The organism is Actinosynnema sp. NPDC049800, from assembly GCF_040656635.1.
GTDB lineage: Bacteria > Actinomycetota > Actinomycetes > Mycobacteriales > Pseudonocardiaceae > Actinosynnema.
In genome coordinates this window covers 76,972-102,063 of record NZ_JBFAMT010000030.1, presented here as the reverse complement: position 1 = coordinate 102,063, position 25,092 = coordinate 76,972, and the positions used below count along the sequence as shown (strand labels likewise).

The 25,092-nt window shown below is 73.9% G+C and carries 5 protein-coding genes and 1 pseudogene; 2 read left to right on the top strand and 4 right to left on the bottom strand.

Going from position 1 to position 25,092, the window contains the following annotated elements:
• Nucleotides 1-6,995 (bottom strand): annotated as a pseudogene (locus AB0I91_RS28350) (SDR family NAD(P)-dependent oxidoreductase); the annotation flags it as partial.
• A gap of 84 nt (nucleotides 6,996-7,079) precedes the next feature.
• Nucleotides 7,080-20,177: an SDR family NAD(P)-dependent oxidoreductase gene (locus AB0I91_RS28345; RefSeq protein WP_499639642.1), complete on the bottom strand. Its 13,098-nt coding sequence runs from the start codon at nucleotides 20,175-20,177 to the stop codon at nucleotides 7,080-7,082.
• Nucleotides 20,178-20,604: 427 nt separating this feature from the next.
• On the opposite strand from AB0I91_RS28345, the gene AB0I91_RS28340 reads away from it, so the two are divergent.
• Both AB0I91_RS28340 and AB0I91_RS28335 read left to right on the top strand, forming a co-directional pair.
• Nucleotides 20,605-21,003: a YybH family protein gene (locus AB0I91_RS28340; protein WP_498773379.1), complete on the top strand. Its 399-nt coding sequence runs from the start codon at nucleotides 20,605-20,607 to the stop codon at nucleotides 21,001-21,003.
• Between the two features lie 192 nt (nucleotides 21,004-21,195).
• Complete coding sequence (locus tag AB0I91_RS28335) at nucleotides 21,196-22,770, top strand: aspartate aminotransferase family protein (RefSeq protein WP_499613109.1); 1,575 nt, start codon at nucleotides 21,196-21,198, stop codon at nucleotides 22,768-22,770.
• 217 nt (nucleotides 22,771-22,987) lie between these two features.
• Here the strand turns inward: AB0I91_RS28335 and AB0I91_RS28330 are convergent, their stop codons facing one another.
• Nucleotides 22,988-24,472, bottom strand: coding sequence for an MFS transporter (locus AB0I91_RS28330; protein WP_498773375.1), 1,485 nt, complete (start codon nucleotides 24,470-24,472; stop codon nucleotides 22,988-22,990).
• 100 nt (nucleotides 24,473-24,572) lie between these two features.
• Nucleotides 24,573-25,058 (bottom strand): pyridoxamine 5'-phosphate oxidase family protein, encoded by a 486-nt coding sequence (locus AB0I91_RS28325; protein ID WP_499639640.1) that lies wholly within the window; start codon nucleotides 25,056-25,058, stop codon nucleotides 24,573-24,575.
• Nucleotides 25,059-25,092: the final 34 nt, after the last annotated feature.

The window sequence follows — 25,092 nt, the reverse complement described above, 5'->3', positions numbered from 1 at the left end:
ACCCGACCCCGCCCGGCCAACACCGCGGCAACCGCAAGAACCGCGTCCTCCACACCCGAAAGCACCACCGAGTCCGGACCGTTGACCGCCGCCACATCCACACCCGGCACCAACAGCGGCACCACCTCCCCCTCCCCCGCACCCACCGCCACCATCGCACCACCCGCCGGCAACCCCGCCATCAACCGACCACGCGCCACCACCAACCGCACCGCATCCCCAAGATCCAACACCCCCGCCACATGCGCCGCCGCGATCTCCCCGATCGAATGCCCAACCACGAAATCCGGCCGCACACCCCACTGCCCCAACAACCGGAACAACGCCACCTCAACCGCGAAAATCGCCGGCTGCGCCCACCCCGTCCCATCCAACCCCACACCCGAAGCGATCACACCCCGCAACGACCCACCCACCAACCCGTCCACCACACCACACACCTCCTCCAACACCGCACCGAACACCGGAAACGACTCCGCCAACCCCAACCCCATCCCCACCCGCTGCGACCCCTGACCCGCGAACACGAACCCGGTACGACCGTCGGCGGCGAGCACCGGCTCGACCGCGGCCAGGTCGTCGCGGCGCACCACCGAAGCCCGGTGCGGCAGCGCGGAGCGCGCGGTGGCGAGGGTGAAGGCGACGTCGAGGTCGGCCGCGTCCACCGCGGCCAGCCGGCGGGCCGACTCGCGCACCGCCTCGGGGGTCCGGCCGGACAGCACCCACGGGGCGATCGGCAGCTCGACCTCGGCGACCAGCTCCGGCTCAGCCGGCGGCTGCTCGATGACGACGTGCGCGTTGGTGCCGCTGATGCCGAACGAAGACACGCCCGCCCGGCGCGGCCGGTCGACCTCGGGCCACTCACGGGCCTCGGTGAGCAACTCGACCGAGCCCGACGACCAGTCGACGTGCGGCGTCGGCTCGTCGACGTGCAGGGTGCGGGGCAGCACACCACGCCGCATCGCCTCCACCATCTTGATCACACCGCCGACACCCGCCGCCGCCTGGGCGTGACCGATGTTCGACTTCAACGAACCCAGGTACAGCGGGGTCTTCCGGTCCTCGCCGTAGGTGGCCAGCAGCGCCTGCGCCTCGATCGGATCACCCAACCGCGTACCCGTCCCGTGCGCCTCCACCACGTCCACATCGGACGGACGCAGGCCGGCATTGGCCAGCGCTTGCCGGATGACGCGCTCCTGGGACGGGCCGTTCGGCGCGGTCAGGCCGTTGGACGCCCCGTCCTGGTTCACCGCGCTGCCCCGCAGCACCGCCAACACCGGGTGCCCGTTGCGACGCGCGTCCGACAACCGCTCCAACAACACCAGCCCCACACCCTCCGACCAGCCCGTCCCGTCCGCGCCCGAGGAGAAGGACTTGCACCGACCGTCCGGAGCGAGGCCGCGCTGGCGTGAGAACTCGACGAAGGCGGTCTGCGTGGACATCACCGTCACGCCGCCCGCCAGCACCAGGTCGGACTCGCCCTGGCGCAACGACTGCGCCGCCAGGTGCAACGCCACCAACGACGACGAGCACGCCGTGTCCACCGTGACCGCCGGACCCTCGAACCCGAACGTGTAGGACACCCGACCCGACGCGACACTGCCGAGCGTGCCGCCGGCCAGGTAGCCCTCCAGGTCCCGAGGGATCTCGACCAGGCCCGAGCCGTAGTCGTGGTACATCACGCCGGTGAACACGCCGGTGCGCGAACCGCGCAGCCCGGCCGGGTCCACCCCGGCGTTCTCCAGGGTCTCCCAGGCCGTCTCCAGCAGCAGCCGTTGCTGGGGGTCGGTGGCCAGCGCCTCGCGCGGCGACATGCCGAAGAACTCCGCGTCGAACAGGTCGGCGTCGTGCAGGAAGCCGCCTTCGCGCGAGTAGGACCGGCCCACCCGCTCCGGGTCCGGGTCGTACAGGTCGGGCCAGCCCCGGTTGGTCGGGAACGGCGAGATCGCGTCCACGCCACTGGCGACGAGGTCCCACAGCTCGCCCGGCGAGCGCACGCCGCCCGGGTAGCGGCACGCCATGCCGACGATGGCGATCGGGCTGTCGTCCCCGTTCATCGCCGTCGCGGCGACCGCTTCGCGGGCGCCGCCGAACAGCTCGCCGGACAGGTGCGCGGCCAGCGCGGCGGGCGACGGGTGGTCGAACACCAGCGTGGTCGGCAGCCTCAGGCCGGTGGCGGCGCCGAGCTGGTTGCGCAGCTCGACCGCGGTCAGCGAGTCGAAGCCCAGTTCCTGGAACGGCCGGTCGGCCGGGACCGCGTCCGCGTGGGCGTGCCCGAGCACCGCGGCCACCGCGGCGCGGACCAGGCCCACCAGCGCCCGGTCCCGCTCGGCGCCGGTCAGGTCGGCCAGCCGCTCGGTGAGGGAGCCGTCGACGCGCCGGGGCCGACGGGCCGGAGGCACGAGCCCCCGCAGGACGACCGGGGCGTCCTCCCCCAGCGCCGCCAGCGTCGCCGGGTCGACGCCGGTGATCGCGACCACCGGCACGTCGAGGGCGAGCGCGGCGTCGAACGAGATCAGGGCGTCCTGTGTGGACAGCGCCAGGAGACCGGCCTTCGCCATCCGCTTGACGTCCACGTCGGCCAGGTGGCCGGTGATGTCGCTGGCCCGCTCCCACAGGCCCCACGCCAGCGACACGGCGGGCAGCCCCAGCGCGCGCCGGTGCTCGGCGAGCCCGTCGAGGAAGGTGTTGGCCGCCGAGTAGTTGGCCTGCCCGGCGTTGCCGAGCTGGCCTGCCAGCGACGAGTACAGCACGAACGCGGACAGGTCGAGGTCGCGGGTGACCTCGTGCAGGTTCCAGGCCGCTTCCACCTTGGGCCGCAGCACGGCGGTGACCTGCTCGTCGGTCAGCGCCCCGAGCACGCCGTCGGCCAGCACCCCCGCGGTGTGCACGACGGCCTTGACCGGGCGCCGCGCCACCAGCTCGGCGAGCGCCGCGCGGTCGGCCACGTCGCAGGCGGCGAAGGTGACCGCCGCGCCCAACTCGGTCAGCTCGGCCTCCAGCTCCGCCGCGCCGGGGGCCGTCGCGCCACGTCGGCTGACCAGCAGCAGGTCGGTGGCGCCGTGCGCGACCACCAGGTGCCGGGCGATGACGGCGCCCAGCGCGCCGGTGGCGCCGGTGACGAGCACCGTGCCGTCGGCGAACGGCGTCCCGGCCGGCGCGTCCACCGGTTCCGGCCTGGACAGGCGGGGCACCCGGACATCGCCGTCGCGCAACGAGATCTGCGGCTCGCCGGTCGCGAGCGCGGCGTCCAGGACGGCGGTGGACGCGTCCGTGCCGTCGGTCTCCACGAGCACCACCCGGCCGGGTTGCTCGGTCTGCGCGGTGCGCACCAGACCGCGCACCGCGGCGTGCGCGGGCACGTCCGCGCGGGTCACCACGACCAGTTGCCCGTCGCGGTCCTCGGCGAGCCAACCGCGCACCAGCTCCAGGGCCTGCCGGGTGGCGGCGTGGGTGGCGGCCACCACGTCGTCGGTGCCGGGCAGGGCGATCGGGACGACGTCGAACGCCGCGGCGGACGGCGTGCCGGCGGCGATCGGGGTCCAGCGTGGCTCGAACAGCGTGTCGAGGGTGGTCGGTCCGAGCTTGAACGGCCGCAGCGCCAACGACTCCACCGCCGCCACCGGCGAGCCGAGGCCGTCCGCGAGCACCATCGAGGCCGACTCGACGCCGGTCTGGGTGATGCGGGCGCGCAGGGCGGTCGCGCCGGGCGCCACCACGGTCACGCCGGACCACGAGAACGGCAGCAGCGCGGGCCGGTCGGGGTCGGTCACGCCGGGCAGCAGCGGGTGCGCGGCGGCGTCGAGCAGCGCCGGGTGCACGGCGAACCCGGCGGCCTCCGCGTGGGCCGAGTCGGGCAGTGCCAGCTCGGCGAACAGGTCGCCGTCGTGCCGCCACAACCGGCGCAGGCCGCGGAACACGGGGCCGTAGGCGTAGCCGTCCTCGGCCACGCGGTCGTAGAGGTCGGTCAGGTCCACCTCGGTCGCGCCCTCGGGCGGCCACGCCAGCAGGTCGGCCGACACCGGGACGTCGGCCGGAGCCAGCGCGCCCGTCGCGTGCCGCTGCCAGGCCCGGCCGGTCGATCGCGCGTGCACCTCCAGGGGTCGTCTGCCTCGATCGTCGGCCTCGCCCACGAGCAGTTGCACCTGCACGCCCCCGCCCTCGGGCAGCACCAAGGGCGCCGTGACGGTCAGTTCCTCGACGCGATCCAGCTCCACCTCGGCGGCGGCGCGCAGCGCCAGTTCGAGCAGCGCCGTGCCGGGCACGACGACCGCGCCCGCGACCCTGTGGTCGCCCAGCCAGCCGTCGGCGCCGAGCCGGCCGGTGAGCACGACGGAGCCACCGTCGGCGACCTCGACGACCGCGCCCAGCAGCGGGTGGTCGGCCGCGTCGAGTCCCGCCGCCGCCACGTCCCCGCCGCCGGAACCCGGGCGCAGCCAGTAGCTTTCGCGTTGGAACGGGTAGGTGGGCAGCGGCACGCGGGTGGCTCCGGTGCCCGCGAAGAACGCCTCCCAGTCCACGGCCGTGCCGCGGGCGTGCACCTCGGCGAGCGCCGCGATGGCGGTCTCGGCCTCGGGACGGCCCGCGCGCAGCATCGGCACGCCGTCGCCGACCATGGCGGACAGCACGCCGTCCGGCCCCAACTCGACCAGCGTGGTCACGCCCAACGCGCGTACGGCGTCCACGGCATCCGCGAAGCGGACCTCGCGACGGACCTGCTCGACCCAGTAGCCGGGCTCGGTCAGCCGGTCTGCGATCGCGCCGGTCACGGTGGAGACCACCGGCACCTCCGGCCGGTGGTAGGTCAAGCCCTCGGCGACCGAGCGGAACTCCGGCAGCATCGGGTCCATCTCGGCGGAGTGGAACGCGTGGCTGACCCGCAGCCGCTTGGTGCGGCGGCCCTGCTCCCCGAGTGTCGCGGCGGCCGCGAGGACGGCGTCCTCGTCACCGGACAGCACGACGGAGGCGGGGCCGTTGATCGCGGCGATGGAGACCCGGTCACCCAGCAGCGGCCGGACTTCGCCCTCCTCGGCCTGGACGGCGACCATCGCGCCGCGCTCCGGCAGTGCCTGCATCAGCCGGCCCCGGGCGGCGACCAGCGTGGCCGCGTCGTCGAGGGACAGCACGCCCGCCACGTGCGCGGCGGCCAACTCGCCGATGGAGTGCCCGACCAGGACGTCCGGCCGCACGCCCCAGTGCTCCAGCAACCGGAACAGCGCCACCTCGACGGCGAACAGCGCGGGCTGGGCGGCACCGGTTCTGTCCAAGCCCTCGCCGGACGCGATCACCTCGCGCAGCGACGGGTCGAAGCGGGCCAGCACGTCGTCCAGGGCCGCGGCGAACACGGGGAAGGTCCGGGCCAGCTCCAGACCCATGCCCACCCGCTGCGAACCCTGGCCGGTGAACAGCAACGCCGTGCCGCCCCCGGCGACGACCGCCGGCTCGCCGACCGCACGGTCCACGCCGGCGGCCCGCCAGGCAGCCGGCTGCCGGGTGGTGGCCAGCGAGTACGCCACGTCGAGGTCGGAGCCCTCCGCGGTGGCCTGCACCGCGGCCTGGGCGCGGGCGGCGGCCTCGGTCCGGCCGGACACCACGAACGGCACCACAGGCAGCACGATGGACACCGACTCCGCCTCGACCGGTCCGGGGTCCGGTGGCTGCTCGACGATCACGTGCGCGTTGGTGCCGCCGAAGCCGAACGAGGACACGCCCGCCCGGCGGGGGCGACCGGTCTCGGGCCACGGCCGGGCCTCGGTGAGCAGCTCCACCGCGCCCGACTCCCAGTCAACGTGAGGCGTCGGCTCATCGACGTGCAGCGTGCGGGGCAGCACACCACGCCGCATCGCCTCCACCATCTTGATCACACCACCCACACCCGCCGCCGCCTGCGCGTGACCGATGTTCGACTTCAACGAACCCAGGTACAGCGGCCTCTCCCGCCCCTGCCCATAAGCCGCCAACAACGCCTGCGCCTCGATCGGGTCACCGAGGCGCGTACCTGTCCCATGAGCCTCCACCGCGTCCACATCGGACGGACCCAGACCCGCACCCTCCAACGCGGCACGAATCACCCGCTCCTGCGCCGGACCATTCGGAGCAGTCAAACCATTCGACGCCCCGTCCTGGTTCACCGCGCTGCCCCGCAGCACCGCCAACACCGCGTGCCCATGACGACGCGCATCCGACAACCGCTCCAACAACAGCAGACCCACACCCTCCGACCAACCCGTACCAGACGCACCAGCGGAGAACGAACGACACCTACCGTCAGCCGACAAACCACCCAACCGCGAGAACTCGACGAAGGCGGTCGGCGTGGACATCACCGTCACACCGCCCGCGAGCGCGAGGTCGCACTCACCGCGGCGCAGTGCCGTCGCCGCCAGGTGCATCGCCACCAACGACGACGAGCACGCCGTGTCCACCGCGACCGCCGGCCCCTCCAGGCCGAACGTGTAGGCCAGCCGGCCCGCCGCGATGCTGCCCGCGCTGCCGCTGAACAAGTAGCCCTCGAAGTCCGACGAGGACAGCCGGGGTCGCGAGCCGTAGTCGTTGTACATCACGCCGGTGAACACGCCGGTGCGCGAGCCGCGCAGGGACCCCGGCCACAGTCCCGCCGTCTCCAAGGCCTCCCACGCGGTCTCCAACAGCAGCCGCTGCTGCGGGTCGGTCGCCAAGGCCTCGCGCGGCGACATGCCGAAGAAGTCGGCGTCGAACTGGTCCGCGTCGTGCAGGAACCCACCGTGCCGCGTGTAGGAGGTGCCGGTCCGCTCCGGGTCGGGGTCGTAGAGCGCGTCGACGTCCCAGCCGCGGTTGGTCGGGAACCCGCTGACGGCGTCCACGCCGTCGGCGACGAGCCGCCACAGGTCCTCCGGCGACCGCACGCCGCCCGGGTACCGGCAAGCCATGCCCACGATGGCGATCGGCTCGCTGTCCTTGTCCTCCAACTCACGCAGCTTCCTGCGCGCGTCCCGGGCATCCGCGATCGCCCGCTTGAGGTACTCGCGAAGCTTCGCCTCGTCAGCCACGTGTTCTCGCTCCCCAGTCGTGTCCGGGCCGGTCGTGTCCGGGCGGAATACTCAGTCGAAGTCGTCGACCAGCGCGAAGAGGTCCTCGTCGCTGGCCACGTCCAGGTCGTCCGTCTCCTCGTCGCGCGGGTGGCCCGCGACGAGGTCGAGCAGCTCGCGCAACCGGTCGGCGATGGCGCCGGAGCGCTCCGCGTCGTCGCCGGCCGAGCGCAGCGCGATGCGCAGCCGGTCGAGGTCGGCCAGCACGTCGGGCTCGTCGTCGACCCCGAGCCGGCTGTGCAGGTGGTCGGCCAGCGCGGCGGGTGACGGGTAGTCGAACACGAGCGTGGTGGGCAGCCGCAGCCCGGACGCCGAGGCGACCTGGTTGCGCAGCTCGACCGCCGTCAGCGAGTCGAAGCCCAACTCCTGGAACGCGCGGTCCGGGTCGACCGCGCTCGCGTCGGCGTGGCCGAGCACCGCGGCGACCCTGGACCGCACGAGGTCCGTCAGCACCCGCAGCCGCTCGACCCGGTCCAGGCCGGCCAGGCGCTGCGGCAGCGCGGGTTCGCCGCCGGTCGCGGTCGAGGCGGCGGTCCGCTGCCGCGGCGCCCGTACCAGGCCACGAAGCAGCACGGGCTGCTCGTCACCCAAGGCGCGCAGGGCCGCGGTGTCCAGCCTGGTCACCGCCAGCACCGGCTCGGACGACGCGAGCGCGGCGTCGAACAGCGCCATCGCCTCGGCATTGCCCAGCGGCTTCAGGCCCGACCGGGCGAGGCGACGTCGGTCCACTTCGGACAGATGGCCGCTCAGCTCGCTGGCCTCCGCCCACAGGCCCCACGCCAGCGACGTGCCGGGCAGGCCCAGCGCGCGTCGGTGCTCGGCCAAGCCGTCGAGCCAGGTGTTGGCGGCGGCGTAGTTGGCCTGCCCCGCCGTGCCCAGCAGGCCGGCGACCGACGAGTACACGACGAACGCGGACAGGTCGTGGTCGCGGGTCAGCTCGTGCAGGTGCCAGGCCGCGTCCACCTTCGGCCGCAGCACCCGGTCGACCTGCACCGCCTCCAGGGCGGTGAGCACGCCGTCGTCGGTGAGCCCGGCGGTGTGCACGACGGCGCCCAACCGCCGGCTTCCGATGGCCGCCGCGAGGGAGTCCCGGTCGGTGACGTCGCACGCCACCACGTCGACCGCCGCGCCGAGCGAGGTCAGCTCGGCTGCCAGCCGCTCCGCGCCGGGTGCCGCCGGACCGCGCCTGCTGAGCAGCACCAGGTCGGTGGCCCCGTGCTCGACCACGAGGTGCCGGGCCAGTACCGCGCCCAGCGCACCGGTGCCACCGGTGATCAACACCGTTCCCCGGCGCCAGTCCGGAGCTCGTCCCGGGTCGCCGGCCGCCCGCACCACCCGCGGCACGACCACATCGCCGGCACGGACGGCCACCTGAGGCTCACCGGTGCGCAGCGCCGTGTCCAGCAGCGCCGCCGAGCGCGGGTCGTCGTCGATCTCGACCAGCACGAAGCGGCCGGGGTGCTCGGTCTGGGCGGTCCGCACCAGGCCACGCGCCGCCGCGTGGGACAGGTCGTCGGACCGCAGCACCACCGCCAGTTGCCCGGACTGCTCGGCCAACCACCGCCGCAGGGTGGCCAGCAGGCCGTGCACGACCTCGCCCGGGGTGCCGGACGGCACCCGCTCGACGGTCATCCCCGCGCCCGCGGTCGCGTCCGGCACGGGAACCCATCGGGACACGAACAGGCCGTCGGCGGCCCGCGCCACGCCCGACACCGGGCGCAGCACCAGCGAGTCGACCGCCGCGACCGGCGCGCCGACACCGTCGGCCACCACCAGCGACACGGTCTGCGAGTCCTCGGCGGACGCGGTGATCGACAGTCGCACCCGCAGCGCCGACGTGCCCGAGGCGGCCACCCGCACGCCGCTCCAGGCGAAGGGCAGCCACGCCGGGGTGGCCTCGGCCGCGACACCGGGCAGCAGGGTGTGCAACGCGGCGTCCAGCGAGGCGGGGTGCAGGACGAACGCGTCACCGTGGCGGTCCCGGGCGGGCCCGACCTCGGCGAACAGTTCGCCCTCGCCCCGCCACACCCGGCGCAGGCCTCGGAAAGCCGGCCCGTAGTCGTAGCCGTGCTCGCGGAGGCGGTCGTAGACGCCGTCGAGGTTCACCTCGTCCGCGGCGGGCGGCCACTGCGCCAAGCCCTCTACCACCGGTTCGGAGGCCGGGGCGAGCACGGCGGTCGCGTGCGCGGTCCACAACTCGTCGTCGTCCACCCGTGAGTGGACCCGCGCCTCCCGGCGGCCGGCGGCGTCGGGCGCGCCGACCACCAGTTGCACCCACACGCCGCCGCGCCCGGGCAGCGGCAGCGGCGCGGCCAGGGTCAGGTCCTCCACCTCGTGGCACCCGACCTGCTCGCCCGCTCGCAACAGCATCTCGACGAACCCGGTGCCGGGCACCAGGACCGAGCCGCGCACGACGTGGTCCGCCAGCCACGGGTGGGTGCGGCGGGACAGCCGCGCGGTGAACACCACCTCGTCCCGGCCGGCCAGTCCGACCACCGCGCCCAGCAAGGGGTGTTCCGCGCCGGTCAGGCCGAGGTCGGTGGCGTCGCCCGCCGCGGCCGGGGCTTCCAACCAGTAGCGCTCGCCCCGGAACGGGTAGGTGGGCAGGTCGACCCGCCGGCCGCCGGGGAACAGCCGCGCCGGGTCGGCCGCACGACCGCGCACGTGCAGCGCGGTGATCGCGGTCAGCGCGGTCAGGCCCTCCGGGCGGCCCGAGCGCAGCACCGGGACCAGTGCGCCCACCGGGCCGGTGACGGTCTCGCGGACCAGTGCGGACAGCACGCCGTCCGGTCCGACCTCCAGGTAGTCGGTGACGCCCTCGGCCTCCAGGAACCGCACGCCGTCGGAGAACCGCACCGCGGCGCGCACGTGCCGGACCCAGTGGTCGGGCGACGTGAGCTGCCCGGTGGTCGCGAGCGCCCCGGTCAGGTTGGACACGACCGGGATGCGCGGCTCGTGGAAAGTCAGGTCCGCGATCGCGGCGCGGAACTCGTCGAGCACGTCGTCCATGTGCGGGGAGTGGAACGCGTGGCTCACCGGCAGGCGCTTGACCCTGCGGCCCGCGGCCCGCCAGCCCGCCGAGACCTCCTCCACGGCGTCCTCGTCGCCGGAGATCACCGTGGCCGAGGGGCCGTTGACCGCGGCGACGACCGCGGTGCCGTCACGCCCGGCCAGCGAGGCGAGCACCTCCTCCTCGCCCGCTTGGAGGGCGACCATCGCCCCGCCGTCGCGGGCGGCCTGCATGAGGCGGCCCCGGGCGGCGACCAGCTTCGCGGCGTCGGCCAGGTCGAGCACGCCCGCCACGTGGGCGGCGATCACCTCGCCGATGGAGTGGCCGAGCAGGTAGTCCGGGCGCACGCCCCAGTGCTCCAGCAACCGGAACAGCGCCACCTCGACGGCGAACAGCGCGGCCTGGGCGAACGACGTCTGGTCCAGCAGCGCCGAGTCCGCCGAGTCCACCGGCGCGAACAGCACGTCCTTGAGCGGGCGGGCCAGGACCGGGTCCAGGTGCTCGCACACGGCGTCGAGCGCGGCGGCGAACACCGGCGAGGTCTCGTACAGCTCGCGGCCCATGCCGAGCCGCTGGCTGCCCTGGCCGGTGAACAGGAACGCGATCTTCCCGGGCCGCGGTCCGTCGCCGCGCAGCACCGCCGGGGACACTTCGCCCCGGGCGAGCACGTCCAGCGCGCGCAGCAGGCCGTCCCGGTCGCCGACGACCGCGGCCCGGTGCTCCAGCACCGCCCGGCCGGTGGCCAGCGAGAAGCCGACGTCCACCGGCTCCGGGGCCGCAGCCGCCGCGGCGAACTCGCGCAACGCCGCGGCCTGCGCCCGCAGGCCAGCCTCGTCCTTGGCGGACAGCACCCACGCCACCGGCCCGTCGACCGGCTCCCGCTCGGGCACGGGCTCGGTTGGCGGCTGCTCGATGACAACGTGCGCGTTGGTGCCGCTGATGCCGAACGAGGACACGCCCGCCCGGCGCGGGCGACCGGTCTCCGGCCACGGCCTGGCCTCGGTGAGCAACTCGACCGAGCCCGACGACCAGTCGACGTGCGGCGTCGGCTCGTCGACGTGCAGGGTGCGGGGCAGCACGCCGTGCCGCATCGCCTCGACCATCTTGATCACGCCGCCGACACCCGCCGCCGCCTGGGCGTGACCGATGTTGGACTTCAACGATCCCAGGTACAGCGGGGTCTTCCGGTCCTCGCCGTAGGTGGCCAGCAGCGCCTGCGCCTCGATCGGATCACCCAACCGCGTACCCGTCCCGTGCGCCTCCACCACGTCCACATCGGACGGACCCAGACCCGCACCCTCCAACGCGGCACGAATCACCCGCTCCTGCGCCGGACCATTCGGAGCAGTCAAACCATTCGACGCACCATCCTGATTCACCGCACTGCCACGCACCACCGCCAACACCTGGTGCCCGTTGCGACGCGCATCCGACAACCGCTCCAACAACAGCAGACCCACACCCTCCGACCAACCCGTACCAGACGCACCAGCCGAGAACGAACGACACCTACCGTCAACCGACAAACCACCCAACCGCGAGAACCCGACGAACGTGCTGGGCCCGGCCATCACGGTCACGCCGCCCGCCAACGCCAAGTCGGCCTCGCCGTCGCGCAGCGCCTTGGCCGCCAGGTGCATCGCCACCAACGACGACGAGCACGCCGTGTCCACAGTGACCGAGGGCCCCTCCAGGCCGTAGGCGTAGGACAGCCGGCCGGAGACGACGCTGGACAGGTTGCCCGCCAACACGAGGCCCTCGAACTCGGCGGGCACGGCGGGCAGCCGCGAGGCGTAGTCGTCGTACATCACGCCCGCGTACACACCGGTGCGGGAACCGCGCAGCGTTTCCGGGTCGATGGCGGCGGACTCGAAGGTCTCCCAGGCGGTCTCCAGCAGCAGCCGCTGCTGCGGGTCGGTGGCCGTGGCCTCGCGCGGCGACATGGCGAAGAAGTCGGCGTCGAACTTGTCCGCGTCGTGCAGGAACCCACCGTGCCGCGTGTAGGAGGTGCCGGTCCGCTCCGGGTCGGGGTCGTAGAGCGCGTCGACGTCCCAGCCGCGGTTGGTCGGGAACCCGCTGACGGCGTCCACGCCGTCGGCGACGAGCCGCCACAGGTCCCCCGGCGACCGCACGCCGCCCGGGTACCGGCAAGCCATGCCCACGATGGCGATCGGCTCGTCGGTCCGGACCTGCCTGGTGGCCCGCACCGCGACCGCGCTCGCACCCGCCACGTGCTGCTGCACGTGCGCGGCGAGCGCGGAGGGGGACGGGTGGTCGAACACCACCGTGGTGGACAGCCGCAACCCGGTCGCGGCGATGAGCTTGTTGCGCAGCTCCACGCCGGCCAGCGAGTCGAAGCCCTGCTCGCGGAACGCCTTGGCCGGGTCGATGCCGGCCGCGTCCGCGTGGCCCACGGCCGCCGCGCTGAGTGAGCGGACCAGGTCCAGCACCGCGCCGGCTCGCTCGGCCTCGGGCAGCGCCGCGATCCGCCGGGTCCAGTTCGACTCCGCCTTCGCGGCCTTCCTCGAGCGGGCGGGCACCAGGGCGCGCGCCACGGCGGGCGGGTCCTCGCGCAGCGCGGCCAGGTCCAGTCGAGCCGGCACCAGCAAGGCCTCGCCGGTGGCCAGTGCCGCGTCGAACAGGGCGGTGCCCTGCTCCGGGGTCAGCGGCACGACACCCAGCCGCGTCCACCGGGCCACGTCGGACTCGGTGAGCGTGCCGCCCATGCCGCCCGTGCCGCCCGTGCCGGCCCACAGGCCCCAGGCCAACGAGGTGGCGGCCAGGCCGAGGGAGCGACGGTGCCCGGCGAGGGCGTCGAGGTAGGTGTTGGCGGCGGCGTAGTTGGCCTGGCCCGCCATGCCGACGACGCCGGAAATGGAGGAGAACAGCACGAACGCGGCGAGCGGCCGGTCCTTCGTCAGCTCGTGCAGGAGGTGGGCCGCGTCGACCTTGGGCGTGAGCACCCGGTCGATCCGCTCGGCGGTGAGCTGCTCCACGGTGCCGTCGGCCAGTACGCCCGCCGTGTGCACGACCGCGGTGAGCGGGTGGGCGGCGGGGATGCCGGCCAGCAACCCGCCCATCGCCACCGGGTCCGCCGCGTCGGCCGCCACCACCTCCACGCTCGCGCCGCGGGCGGTCAGGTCGGCGACGAGTCGGTCGACACCGGGCGTCGCGGGACCCCGTCGGCTGGTGAGCACGAGGCGGCGGGCGCCGTGCGTGGTGACGAGGTGGCGCGCGAACAGCGCGCCGAGGCCGCCGGTGCCGCCGGTGATCAGCACCGTGCCGCCGGGGTCGAGGGCGGGCGCGGCGGTGGTCGAGGCACGGGTCAGGCGCGGGGCGTGCAGTCCGCCGTCGCGCACGGCCAGCTGCGGCTCGGCCGAACCCGCCACCAGCGGCAGCCAGCGGTCTGGATCCTCGTCGACGGGGACGTCCAGCAGCACGACCCGGCCGGGGTGCTCCGCCTGCACCACGCGGCCGAAGCCCCACACCGGGGCGTTGGCCAGATCGGCGACGCCCTCGTCCGGCCGCACGGCCACCGCGCCGCGCGTGACGAGCACCAGGCGGTCGCGCGCGTCCTGCCGCGCCATCCACTCCCGCACGGCCGCCGCGACGCGGTGGGTGGCGTCGTGCGCGGCGGCGGCGTCCGGACCCCCTGCGGGCAGCACCACCACGTCGAGGTCGGCGACGTCGCCCGGCGCGGGCCGCTCGACGCGCGGCCAGGTCAGCGCGTACACCGGGTCGACCCCGCCCACCTTGTCCCGGGCCACCGGCCGCAGCGCGAGCTCGCCGACCGTCGCGACGGCCGCGCCGGCGGAGTCGGTGAGGGTGATGGCGACGGTGTCCGGCCCGGTCGGGGACAGCCTGGCCCGCAGGGCGGTCGCCCCGGCGGTGTGCAGGGTGACGTTGCCCCACGAGTAGGGCAGCCGGATCTCGCCGGCCGCGCCGCGCCCGGCGGCGACCAACACCAGCGGGTGCAGCACGGCGTCCAGCAGCGCCGGGTGCAGGCTCAACCGGGGTCCCTCGACGGGCAGCCGCACTTCGGCCAGCAGGTCCGTGCCGTCGCGCCACCACGCGGTCAGTCCCTGGAATGCCGGGCCGTACTCGTAGCCCAGTTCGGCGAGCCGGTCGTAGACGTCGTCCAGCGGCTGCTCCTGCGCGCCGGCGGGCGGCCAGTCGAGCAGGTCTTCCCCCGCCACCTGCTCGCCCGCGGCGAGGTGGCCCGAGGCGTGCCGGACCCAGTCGGAGGCGCCGTCGACGCGCGAGTGCACGGTGAACGGCCGGCCCGCGGCGGTGTCCTCCCCCAGCGCCACTTGTACGGTCACCGGCTCGTCGAGCTGCAGCGGCGCCTCCAGGACCAGCTCCTCGACCCGGCCCGCGCCGACCCGCTCACCGGCGGCCAGCGCCAGCTCCAGGAACGCGGTACCGGGCAGGAGCACCGACCCGCTGATCCGGTGGTCGACCAGCCAGGGGTGCTCGCGGGCGGAGATGCGGCCGGTGAGCACGACCTCGTCACGGTCGGCGAGGTCCACGGACCCGGTGAGCAACGGGTGGCCGGAGTCGGCGCGGCGCGGGGTGGTGGCGAGCCAGTAGCGGCTGCGCTGGAACGCGTAGGTCGGCAGCTCGACGTGCGGCGCAGGGCCGAAGAACGTCCCGGGTGCGACCGGCGCGCCGTTGGCGAACGCGGTGGCCAGGCCCGCCCGGAACGTCTCCTGCTCGGACCGGCCGGACCGCAGCAGCGACACGGCGACCACCTCGCCCACGGCCGATTCCCGCGCCATCGCCGTCAGCACCGGGTCGGGACCGATCTCGACGAACACCGCCGCCCCCTCGGCCTCCAGGAACCGGACGACGTCGAGGAACCGCACCGTGCCGCGGAGGTGCCGGACCCAGTAGTCCGCCGAGCCCACGTCGGTGAGGTCGCCGGTGCTCCCGGCGACGATCGGGACGACCGGCTCGCGGTACTCGACGGTCTCGGCGACGGCGCGGAACTCGTCGAGCACGTCGTCCATGTGGGGCGAGTGGAACGCGTGGCTGACGCGCAGCGCGCGGGTGCGCCGGCCGCGTTCCCGCCACGTCGCGACGATGGCCTCGACCACCTCGGCGTCACCGGCGAGCACCACGGCGGACGGCCCGTTGACGGCGGCGACGGCGGCCCGGTCCTCGTGCCCGGCCACGGACTCCGCGGCCTCTTCCGCGGTCGCCTCGACCGCGATCATCACGCCGCCGGCGCGCGCCTGGTGCATCAGCCGGCCGCGGGCGGCGACCAGCTTGGCCGCGTCGTCCAGGGACAGCACGCCCGCCACGTGCGCGGCGGTCAGCTCGCCGATCGAGTGGCCCGCCACCAGATCGGGGACGAGGCCGTGGTGCTCGGCCAGCCGGTACAGCGCCACCTCGACGGCGAACAGCGCGGGCTGCGTGTAGCGGGTCTCGTGCAGCTCGTCGCCCTCGCCGAAGACCAGCTCGCGCAGCGGCCGGTCCAGGTGGGGGTCGAAGGCGGCGAACACCTCGTCCAGGGCGGCGGCGAACACGGACGACGTCTCGTGCAGCTCGCGGCCCATGCCGAGACGCTGCGCGCCCTGGCCGGTGAACAGGAACGCCGTCTTGCCCCGACCCGCCGTGCCGATCACCACGCCGGGCGCGTCGGCGCCGTCGCGCACCGCGTCCAGCCCGGCCAGCAGGTCGTCCCGGTCCTGGCCGAGCACCACGGCGCGCTCGGGCAGCGCGGTCCGGGCGGCCAGGGCTCGGCCGACGGCGGCCGAGGACAGTTCCGGGCGCTCGGCGAGGAAGGACCGGAGTCGCCCGGCCTGGGCGCGCAGCGCGGCGCGGTCCAGGCCGGAGACCACCCACGGCACCGGCGCGGTCACCGGCTGGGCGACCGGCTCGTCCTCGGCGGGCGCCTGCTCGACGATGACGTGCGCGTTGGTGCCGCTGATGCCGAAGGACGACACGGCGGCCCGCCGGGGCCGGTCGACCTCGGGCCACTCACGGGCCTCGGTGAGCAGCTCCACCGAGCCCGACGACCAGTCGACGTGCGGCGTCGGCTCGTCCACGTGCAGCGTGCGGGGAAGCACACCGTGCCGCATCGCCTCCACCATCTTGATCACCCCACCCACACCCGCCGCCGCCTGCGCGTGACCGATGTTCGACTTCAACGAACCCAGGTACAGCGGCGTCTCCCGCTCCTGCCCGTAGGCCGCCAGCAACGCCTCGGCCTCGATCGGGTCGCCCAGCGCGGTGCCCGTGCCGTGCGCCTCGACGGCATCCACATCGGACGGACGCAGCCCCGCGTCGGCCAGCGCCTGGCGGATGACGCGGCGCTGCGACCGGCCGTTGGGCGCGGTCAGGCCGTTGGACGCGCCGTCCTGGTTGATCGCCGTGCCGCGGATGATGCCCAGCACCGGGTGCCCGTTGCGGTGGGCGTCGGACAGCCGCTCGACGACGAGCACGCCCACCCCCTCCGACCAGGCGGTGCCGTCGGCGGAGGCGGCGAAGGACTTGCACCGGCCGTCCGGGGCCAGGCCCCGCTGCCGGGAGAACTCGACGAACATGCCCGGGTTGGACATCACCGCCACGCCGCCCGCGATGGCCAGCGTCGACTCGCCCGAGCGCAGCGACCGCACCGCCAGGTGCAGCGCCACGAGCGACGACGAACAGGCCGTGTCCACCGTGAGCGCCGGGCCCACCAGGCCCAACTGGTAGGCGATGCGGCCCGACATCACGCTCGGCGAGGTGCCGGTGAGGAGGTAGCCGTCCACGCCTTCGGCGGCCTCGTGCATGCGCGGGCCGTAGTCCATCGTGGTCGCGCCGACGAACACGCCGGTGCGGGAGCCGCGCAGCGCGGCCGGATCCACGCCCGCGCGCTCCAAGCCCTCCCAGGTCGCCTCCAGCAGCAGGCGCTGCTGCGGGTCCATGCCGAGCGCCTCGCGCGGGGAGATCCCGAAGAACCCGGCGTCGAAGGAGGCCGCGTCGTGCAGGAACCCGCCGCTGCGGACGTAGCTCTTGCCGCCGCGGCTCGCGTCGGCGTCGAACAGGTCCTCGTCCCAGGCGCGGTCGGTCGGGAACGCGGAGATCGCGTCGCCGCCGGACTCGACGAGCCGCCACAGGTCCTCGGGCCCCGCGATGCCGCCGGGGTAGCGGCACGCGATGCCGACGATGGCGATCGGCTCGTCCGCGTCGGTGGCGGCGACCTCGTCGTCGTGCTCACCGTCACCGGTCAGGAACTCGATCAGCGCGGCCGGGGTCGGGTGGTCGAACAGCACGCCGCCGGGCAGTCGCCGTCCGGTGGCCGCGGCCAGCGCGTCCCGCAACTCGACGCCCGTCAGCGAGTCGAAGCCGAGGTCGCCGAACGTGCTCCGCGGGTCCACCTGCCGGTGGTCGTCGTGCCCGAGGACGGCGGCGACGTGCGCGAGGACCAACGCGGCGAGGTCGCGGTCGACCGGGGTGCGCGGCGCCGGCACGGGGGCCGTCGTCGCGGTGCCGGCCGGCGACGCGGTCACGGCGGGCGCACGGGTGGTGTCCGGCCAATACCGCTCCCGTTGGAACGCGTAGGTCGGCAGGTCCACCCGCTCCGCCCCGAGGCCGACGTGCGCCGCCACCCAGTCGACGGCGCCGCCGCGCACGTGCACGGCGGCGAGGGCGGTCAGCAGCGACTTCACCTCGGGGCGGCCCTTGCGCAGCGCGGACACGGCGCGAACCGCGGTCGGGTCGAGCACCGAGTCGGCGACCATGCCGGACAGCACGCCGTCCGGGCCCAGCTCCAGCACGGTGCGCACGCCCCGCGTCTCCAGCGTCCGGGCCGCGTCGAGGAAGCGCACCGGACGGCGCAGGTTGTCGACCCAGTACCCCGGTGCGGTCCAGTCGGCCCCGGCGTCGCCGGTGACCGTGGAGACGAGGTCGAGGGCGGGCTCGTGGTAGGTGAGCGTGGACGCGACGGCGAGGAACTCGTCCAGTATCGGCTCCACGCGCTCGGAGTGCGACGCGAGGCTGATCTTCAGGTGCTTGGTCTTGCGCCCCTGCCCGGCGAATCGGGCGGCGACGGCGAGCGCGATCTCCTCGTCGCCGGAGAGCACGACCGCGCGGGGTCCGTTGATCCCGGCGATGGAGAGGCCGTCCACCACGTACGGCAGCACCTCGGCCTCGGAGGCCTCCACGGCGACCATCGCGCCGCCCTCGGGCAGCGCCTGCATCAGGGCGCCGCGGCTGACGACGAGCTTGGCCGCGTCCGACAGGGACAGCACCCCGGCGACGTGCGCGGCGGCCAACTCGCCGACCGAGTGGCCGGCCACGACGGCCGGCCGCACGCCCCACGACTCGACCAACCGGAAGAGCGCGACCTCCACGGCGAAAAGGGCGGGCTGCGTGTACTCGGTCCGGTCGAGGCCCTCGCCGGAGGCGATCACCTCGCGCAGCTCGCGACCCAGCAGCGGGTCGACGTGGGAGCAGATCTCGTCGAAGGCGGCGGCGAACGCCGGGAGTTCGGCGTACAGCTCCAGGCCCATGCCCACGCGCTGCGCACCCTGTCCGGTGAACACCACGGCGAGCGGGCCGTCCTGTGCCTCGTCGACGACCACGTCGGCGGACGGCAGGCCGGCGGCGACCTGGTCCAGGGACGCGAGCAGCGCTTCGCGGTCCCTGCCGAGCACGACGGCGCGGTGGTCGAACGCGGTGCGGGTGGCCGCCAGCGAGTGCGCCACGTCGAGGGGATGGAGGTCGACGGCGGCTGCGCGCAGCCGTTCGGCCTGTGCCCGCAGAGCCTCCGGCGACCGGGCCGAGAGCACCCACGGCAGCACGGAGCGGGTGCCCTTGTCGTCGTTCGCGGCGGTGACCGGCGCCTCGGCGACCACGACGTGCCCGTTGGTGCCGCCCACGCCGAACGAGCTGACGCCGGCGACGAGGGTGCGCTCCGGGTGTGGCCACGGCGTGAGTTCGCGCTGCACGGCCAGGTTGAGCGCGGCGAAGTCGATGTCCGGGTTGGGGTGCTCGAAGTTGAGGCTCGGCGGCAGCTCCCGGTGGCGCAGCGCCAGCAGCACCTTGAGCAGGCCGACGATGCCCGCCGCGCCCTCCAGGTGGCCGACGTTGGTCTTGGCCGAGCCGATGCGCAGCGGCGAGGTGCGGTCCGCGCCGAGCGCCGCACCCAGGGCGGCGGCCTCGATCGGGTCGCCGACGGGGGTGCCGGCGCCGTGCGCCTCGACGTACTGGACGTCGTCCGCGGTCACCCCGGCGCGCTGCCACGCCTCGCGCAGGACCTGTTCCTGGGCGCTGCGGCCGGGCACGGTGAGGCCGGGCGTCGCGCCGTCGTTGTTCACCGCGGTGCCCAGGATGACGCCGTGCACGCGGTCGCCGTCCGCGAGGGCCTTCGCCAGCGGCTTGAGCACGACGACACCGCCGCCCTCGCCTCGCACGAAACCGTTGGCGCGCGCGTCGAAGACGTAGGCGGTGCCGTCCGGGGACAGCCCGCGGAACCGCTCGGTGGCGATGGCGCCCTCGGTGGACAGGTTGAGGTGGACGCCGGCCACCAGCGCCGCGTCGGACTCGCCGGACAGGATGCTGCGGACTGCCAGGTGCACGGCGACGAGCGACGACGACTGGGCCGAGTCCACGGTGAGGCTTGGACCGCGCAGCCCCAGGAAGTAGGAGACGCGGTTGGCGATGACACCCCGGTTGAGGCCGGGCAGGGAGTGTCGCGTGATCGCCTGGTCTCCGAGCAGCCCCGCGTAGTCGTCGCGCAGCGTGCCGACGAACACCGAGGTGCGGCTGCCGCTCAGGGTTGCCGGTCGTATGCCCGCGTCCTCCAACGCCTCCCAGGCCAGCTCGAGCACCAACCGCTGCCGGGGGTCCATGGCCGTCGCCTCGCGCGGCGAGATGCCGAAGAACCGGGCGTCGAACGCGTCCGGCTCGGCCAGGAACCCACCTCGGCGGATGTCGCCGCCGCCTTCGCCGCGGTGGTCGTCCCACCGCCCCTCGGGAGCGTCGGTGATGGCACTGCCACCGTTGGTCAACAACCGCCAGAAAGCCGACGGGTCCGCCGCCGACGGGAGCCGGCAGGACAGTCCGACGACGGCGATCGCCTCGTCCGCAACCCTGTCGTGCTGTGTCGTCATCGCGCTCGGCCACCTCTTCATGCGAAATGTGGAAGGTTGGCGAATACCAACGGACCCGCTCCTGCGATCGTCCCGAAATCGACCATAACGGCGTTGCCGGCGCAAAGGTCCAACGCGCACTCACCGCTCGGCAATCGCTCCACGTACCTGCACGTGCACCGTCCCTGCCCGTCCCGTGGACCAACGGTGACCGCGGGCCGGAGGGAGGTGCTGGGCAGCACTCGGAAGAGTGATGACCGTCCGGTTACCGGTCGCAGACCGCGCGTCGACCGAGAACCATCCACAAAGGACATACCCGTTCCGCTCGCCCACCGCGGCGCGCGGCGGTTACCCGAGCGTGGATTCGCAGTGGGAAGTCCTGGCTACGTTGGGCGCGACCGGGAGTGCGGTCCCGGCACAGCTCACCGACGAGGGAGTAGACCGGCAGATGACGAGCATCGTGGACGAGATCGGCCCAGTGACGGACCCCCGCGAGATGACCGCGACCTACGTGCGCGCGATGAACTCCGGCGCGGTCGAGGCCGTGCTGGGCCTCTACACCGAGGACGCGGTCTCGGTGTGGGAGCCGGGCAACCCGGTCAGCGGCAAGGAACACGAGGACGGCCTCCGCGCTTACCTGGCCCGCAAGCCGTCGATGAAGGCCGAGCTGCGCGAGTCCTTCGTCACCGACGACACCGCGCTGCTGGTGGTCGACTGGGAGCTGGACATCCCGGCGGGCCAGGGCTTCGAGGCCGAGCACCACACCGGTATCGGCCTGGACGTGCTGCGCCTGGGCGAGGACGGGCGCTGGCGCTACGTCGTGGACAACCCGTTCGGCGAGGCCTGAGCGACACGAGCGACACCGCGGGGCGCGACGGCGGGGGCGGGCTCGGGCCCTCCCCCGCCCGCACGCGTCCACCGGCCCCGGCGCCGGCCGGGCAGACAGGACGACCACACGCAACGCGGTCATCGGCGGGTAATCGTCCGCCCGCCCCGCCCCGGACGGCGATGACCCGAGCGAGCACGACGGAGAGGGCACATGGCTGCTCCCACGATGGAACCGGAACTCGCCGAGGCCCACATGCGGAGGCTGCTCGCCGGCCTCGGCCTCGACCGGGAGTACGTGCGCGGTGAGGGCGACACCCTCTACTACCGCGACCACAATGGTGATGAGGTCGCCGTACTGGACCTGGTCGGCGGCTACGGCACGCTGGTGTTCGGCCACAACCACCCCGAACTGGTGGCGCTGGCGCGTGATCTGCTGGCGAAGCGAGTGCCCCTGCACGCGCAGCTCTCCTACCACCCCTACGCCAACGAGCTGGCCGCCGCGCTGAACCGGGTGCTGCACCGCGAGTTCGGCATCGACGAGCCCTACTCGGCGGTGTTCGCCAACAGCGGCGCCGAAGGCATCGAGACGGCGATGAAGCACGCCGAGCTGGACCGGGTGATCCGCGTCGGCGAGCTGCACGCGGCAGTGGAGGCCGACATCGCGACCGCCCGCGCCGCAGTCGCCGACGGCACGGCCACCGTGTCCGCCGAGGCGCGTGCCCGACTCGGCCTGGCCGAGGGCTCGGACTTCGACGCCCTGGTGGCCGAGCTCGGCCGCCGCCACGGCGAGATCCTGGGCCGAGGCCCGGTCTTCCTGACGCTGGAGGGCTCCTTCCACGGCAAGCTGGCGGGCAGCGTGCAGCTCACCCACCACGCGGGTTACCGGGCGCCGTTCCGCGCGCTCGCCGCGCAGGCCAGGTTCGTCCCGGTCGGCGAGCCGGGCGCGCTCGCCGAGGTGCTGGCCGAGGAGCGCACGGTCCTGCCGTCCCCGGTCGTGGTCGACGGGCAGGTGACACTGGTCGAGCGCGAGTACCCGGCGATCGGCGCGTTCTTCGTCGAGCCGGTGCAGGGTGAGGGCGGCATCCACGTGCTGTCGCCGGAGTCGGCGGCGGAGATCCGCGCCGCGGCCGACGCCGTGGGCTTCCCCGTGGTCGTCGACGAGGTGCAGAGCGGCATGGGGCGCACCGGGCGGCTGTTCTCCGCCTCCGGCGTCGGTCTGCTCGGCGACTACTTCGTGCTGGCCAAGGGCCTCGGCGGCGGCATCGCCAAGACCGCGGCGCTGCTGGTGCGGCAGAGCCGCTACCGCAGCGACTTCGAGCTGGTGCACAGCTCGACGTTCGCCAAGGACGCGCTGTCCTGCCACATCGGCATCAAGGTCGTGGAGATGCTGGAGGCGGACGGCGGCGCGGCGTACGAGCGGGCCGTCGCGCGGGGGGCGCGGCTGCGCGCGGAGCTGGACGCCGTGGCCGCGGAGTTCCCCGACGTCGTCTCGCAGGTCCGGGGCAAGGGCCTCATGCTGGGCATCGAGTTCCACGACCTGTCCGAGTCGACCTCGGAGGTGCTGCGGGACAACGCCCGTGCGGGCCTGATCGGCTACGTGGCGGCCGGGTACCTGCTGCGCGAGCACGCCATCCGGGTCTTCCCCACCGCCAGCGCGGCGCACACCCTGCGGGTGGAGCCCTCACTGGGTATCACCGACGAGGCGATCGAGCGGTTCGGCCAAGCCCTGCGAGGGTTGTGCGCGATCCTGGGCAAAGCCGACGGGATGGCGCTGCTGCCGGGCTGACCCGCACGCACGGAGGAGGCCGCCGACTGGATTGTCGGCGGCCTCCTTGGTTGCGCGGGAACGGCCTCCAGCGAGTGCCCACGAGCCGGCACGGCTCCATCAGGGGACACGGACGATCCGTGCCGGCGGCGACCGTGCGAGCCGCCGTCGGCGCTCCCGTGCGACCAATGCGCGGGCAGCCGGGGGAAGCCGGACACCCGCGCACGGGAGGGAGCCGCTAGTTCTCGGCGGTCGCGGTGGGCTTCGGCGCCTTGAACAGCACCAGGCCGACCAGGAGGCTGGCCACGGCGAGGAAGGTCATCGCCCAGAAGCCCGCCTGGAAGCCTTCGTTCAGGGCCACCTTCTGGTCACCACCGCGGGTGAAGGTCACCGCCACCGAGGTCGCCACGGCGACACCGAGCGCGCCACCCATCTGGAAGCCCGCGGTGTTGATGCCGGAGGCCACACCGGAGTGCTCCCCCGGGACGTCGGCCAGCGCGGCGATCGTGACGCCGACGAAGCCCATGCCCAGACCGAGGCCGAAGAGCAGCAGGCCCCAGAACAGGTCGGCGAAGTAGGTGCCGTCCACGTCGACCTGGGTCAGCAGCAGGGTGCCGATCGCCATGAGGGCCATCGCGATCACCGCCAGGGTGCGGAACCCGATCTTGGCGACGACCCGGGCGCCGATCTGGGAGCCGATCGTCGACATCACCGTGTAGATGACGGTGCTGACGCCGAAGGCGAGCGCGGTGTAGCCCAGCACCTGCTGCGCGTACAGCGAGATGATCAGCACCGCGCCGAAGGTCACCATGCCGACGAGCAGCATGACCACGTTGCCGCCGACCAGGTTGCGGTTGCGGAACAGGCTCAGCGGCACCATCGGCGCGGAGACCCGCTTCTCGATGACGACGAACAACCCGAACAGCACGACGGTCGCGGCCAGCAGGCCGAGGGTCTGCCCGCTCAGCCAGCCCGCGACCGGCGTCTCCACGACGGCGTAGATGAAGGCGACCATCGCCAGGGTGATCGTGAGCGCGCCGAGCGGGTCGAAGCCCTTGCCCTGGTCCGCAACCCTGCTCTCGGGCAGCAGCTTGGGGGTCAACGCCAGCACCAGCAGCGCCACCGGCACGTTGATGAAGAAGATCCACTCCCAGCCGAGGAGGTCGTTGATCGGACCACCGATCAACAGCGCGGCCATGGCGCCCGCGGCGCCGTTGGCGGCCCAGATCGCCAGCGCCTTGCCCAGTTCGGTCTTGTCGGTGAAGGTGACCATCACCAGGGACAGCGCCGTCGGCGAGATGATGGCGGCCGAGATGCCCTGGCCGACCCGCGCCGCGATCAGGATGGTGGGGTCCCAGGCCAGACCGGCGATCAGGGAGGCGACCAGGAAGAGCGCCATGCCGACGGCGAACATGCGGCGCCGGCCGAAGACGTCGGCGGCGCGACCGCCCAGCAGCAGCAAGCCACCGAAGGTCAGCAGGTAGGAGCTCATGACCCACTGCGCGCCCGCGGCGGTGAGGCCGATCTCGGCCTGCATCGACGGCAGCGCCAACAGGACGATCTGCGCGTCGAGCTGGACCATGAAGAAGGCCGCGCACAGCACCACGAGCGCCTTCCAGCGCAACGGGTTCTTCGGGGCCTCGACGGCCTCCTCCGCGCCGACGGCACCCGCCGGTTCGTTCGTCGCCGCGGTGCCCGCGGCCGAGCGGTTGTCCCCTGACATCACTTGTCCTTCCGGTGGTTCACGGTGTTGCTGCTCTCGATGCGACGTCCGCTGGTCGGGTCGCCTGCCGACCTTCGAACCAGAGCCGTCGGCGGGACGGTCACGCGGTGTCCGACTGCCAGATACGTGCGAACAAGTCCGTCCCGCGGACGACCTGCACCCGGTACGGCTCCATGCGGAGCAGGTGGTACTCGGGGTCTTCGGGGCCACCTCGCCAGTACCTGATCGGGTCGTACCCGACGGTGGCGGGCGAGCCCTTGCGGTACAGGTCCCAGATCTCGCGTTTGACCTCCGGGTCGTCGACCCACGTCGACGCGGTGTCGATGTGGACCACGTTCTGGCGCGGGGACCAGTACGAGAAGGTGGCGTGCGGGTTGCGCGCCAGGTGCGCCGCCTTCACCGGCGTCTTGTAGGCGGCCAGCCACCCCACCGGCTGGTCGTCCACCACCTCCCAGATGGGCAGCAGAACCCTGGCCCTGGGCCGGTTCTTCTTGTCCACCGTGATCATCGTGCAGTACTTGATGTCCGCGATGTACTCGAAGAATTTGCCCTGGATTTCGGTGAATGAGGTGACTGTCGTCGCCATCGTCGTTCCTGTTTCCCGCGCACGGCGAGTCCAG

Coding starts and splice junctions, on each gene's coding strand:
- AB0I91_RS28345 (WP_499639642.1), bottom strand. CDS start 20,177: ATGACGACACAGCACGACAGGGTTGCGGACGAGGCGATCGCCGTCGTC.
- AB0I91_RS28330 (WP_498773375.1), bottom strand. CDS start 24,472: ATGTCAGGGGACAACCGCTCGGCCGCGGGCACCGCGGCGACGAACGAA.
- AB0I91_RS28340 (WP_498773379.1), top strand. CDS start 20,605: ATGACGAGCATCGTGGACGAGATCGGCCCAGTGACGGACCCCCGCGAG.
- AB0I91_RS28325 (WP_499639640.1), bottom strand. CDS start 25,058: ATGGCGACGACAGTCACCTCATTCACCGAAATCCAGGGCAAATTCTTC.
- AB0I91_RS28335 (WP_499613109.1), top strand. CDS start 21,196: ATGGCTGCTCCCACGATGGAACCGGAACTCGCCGAGGCCCACATGCGG.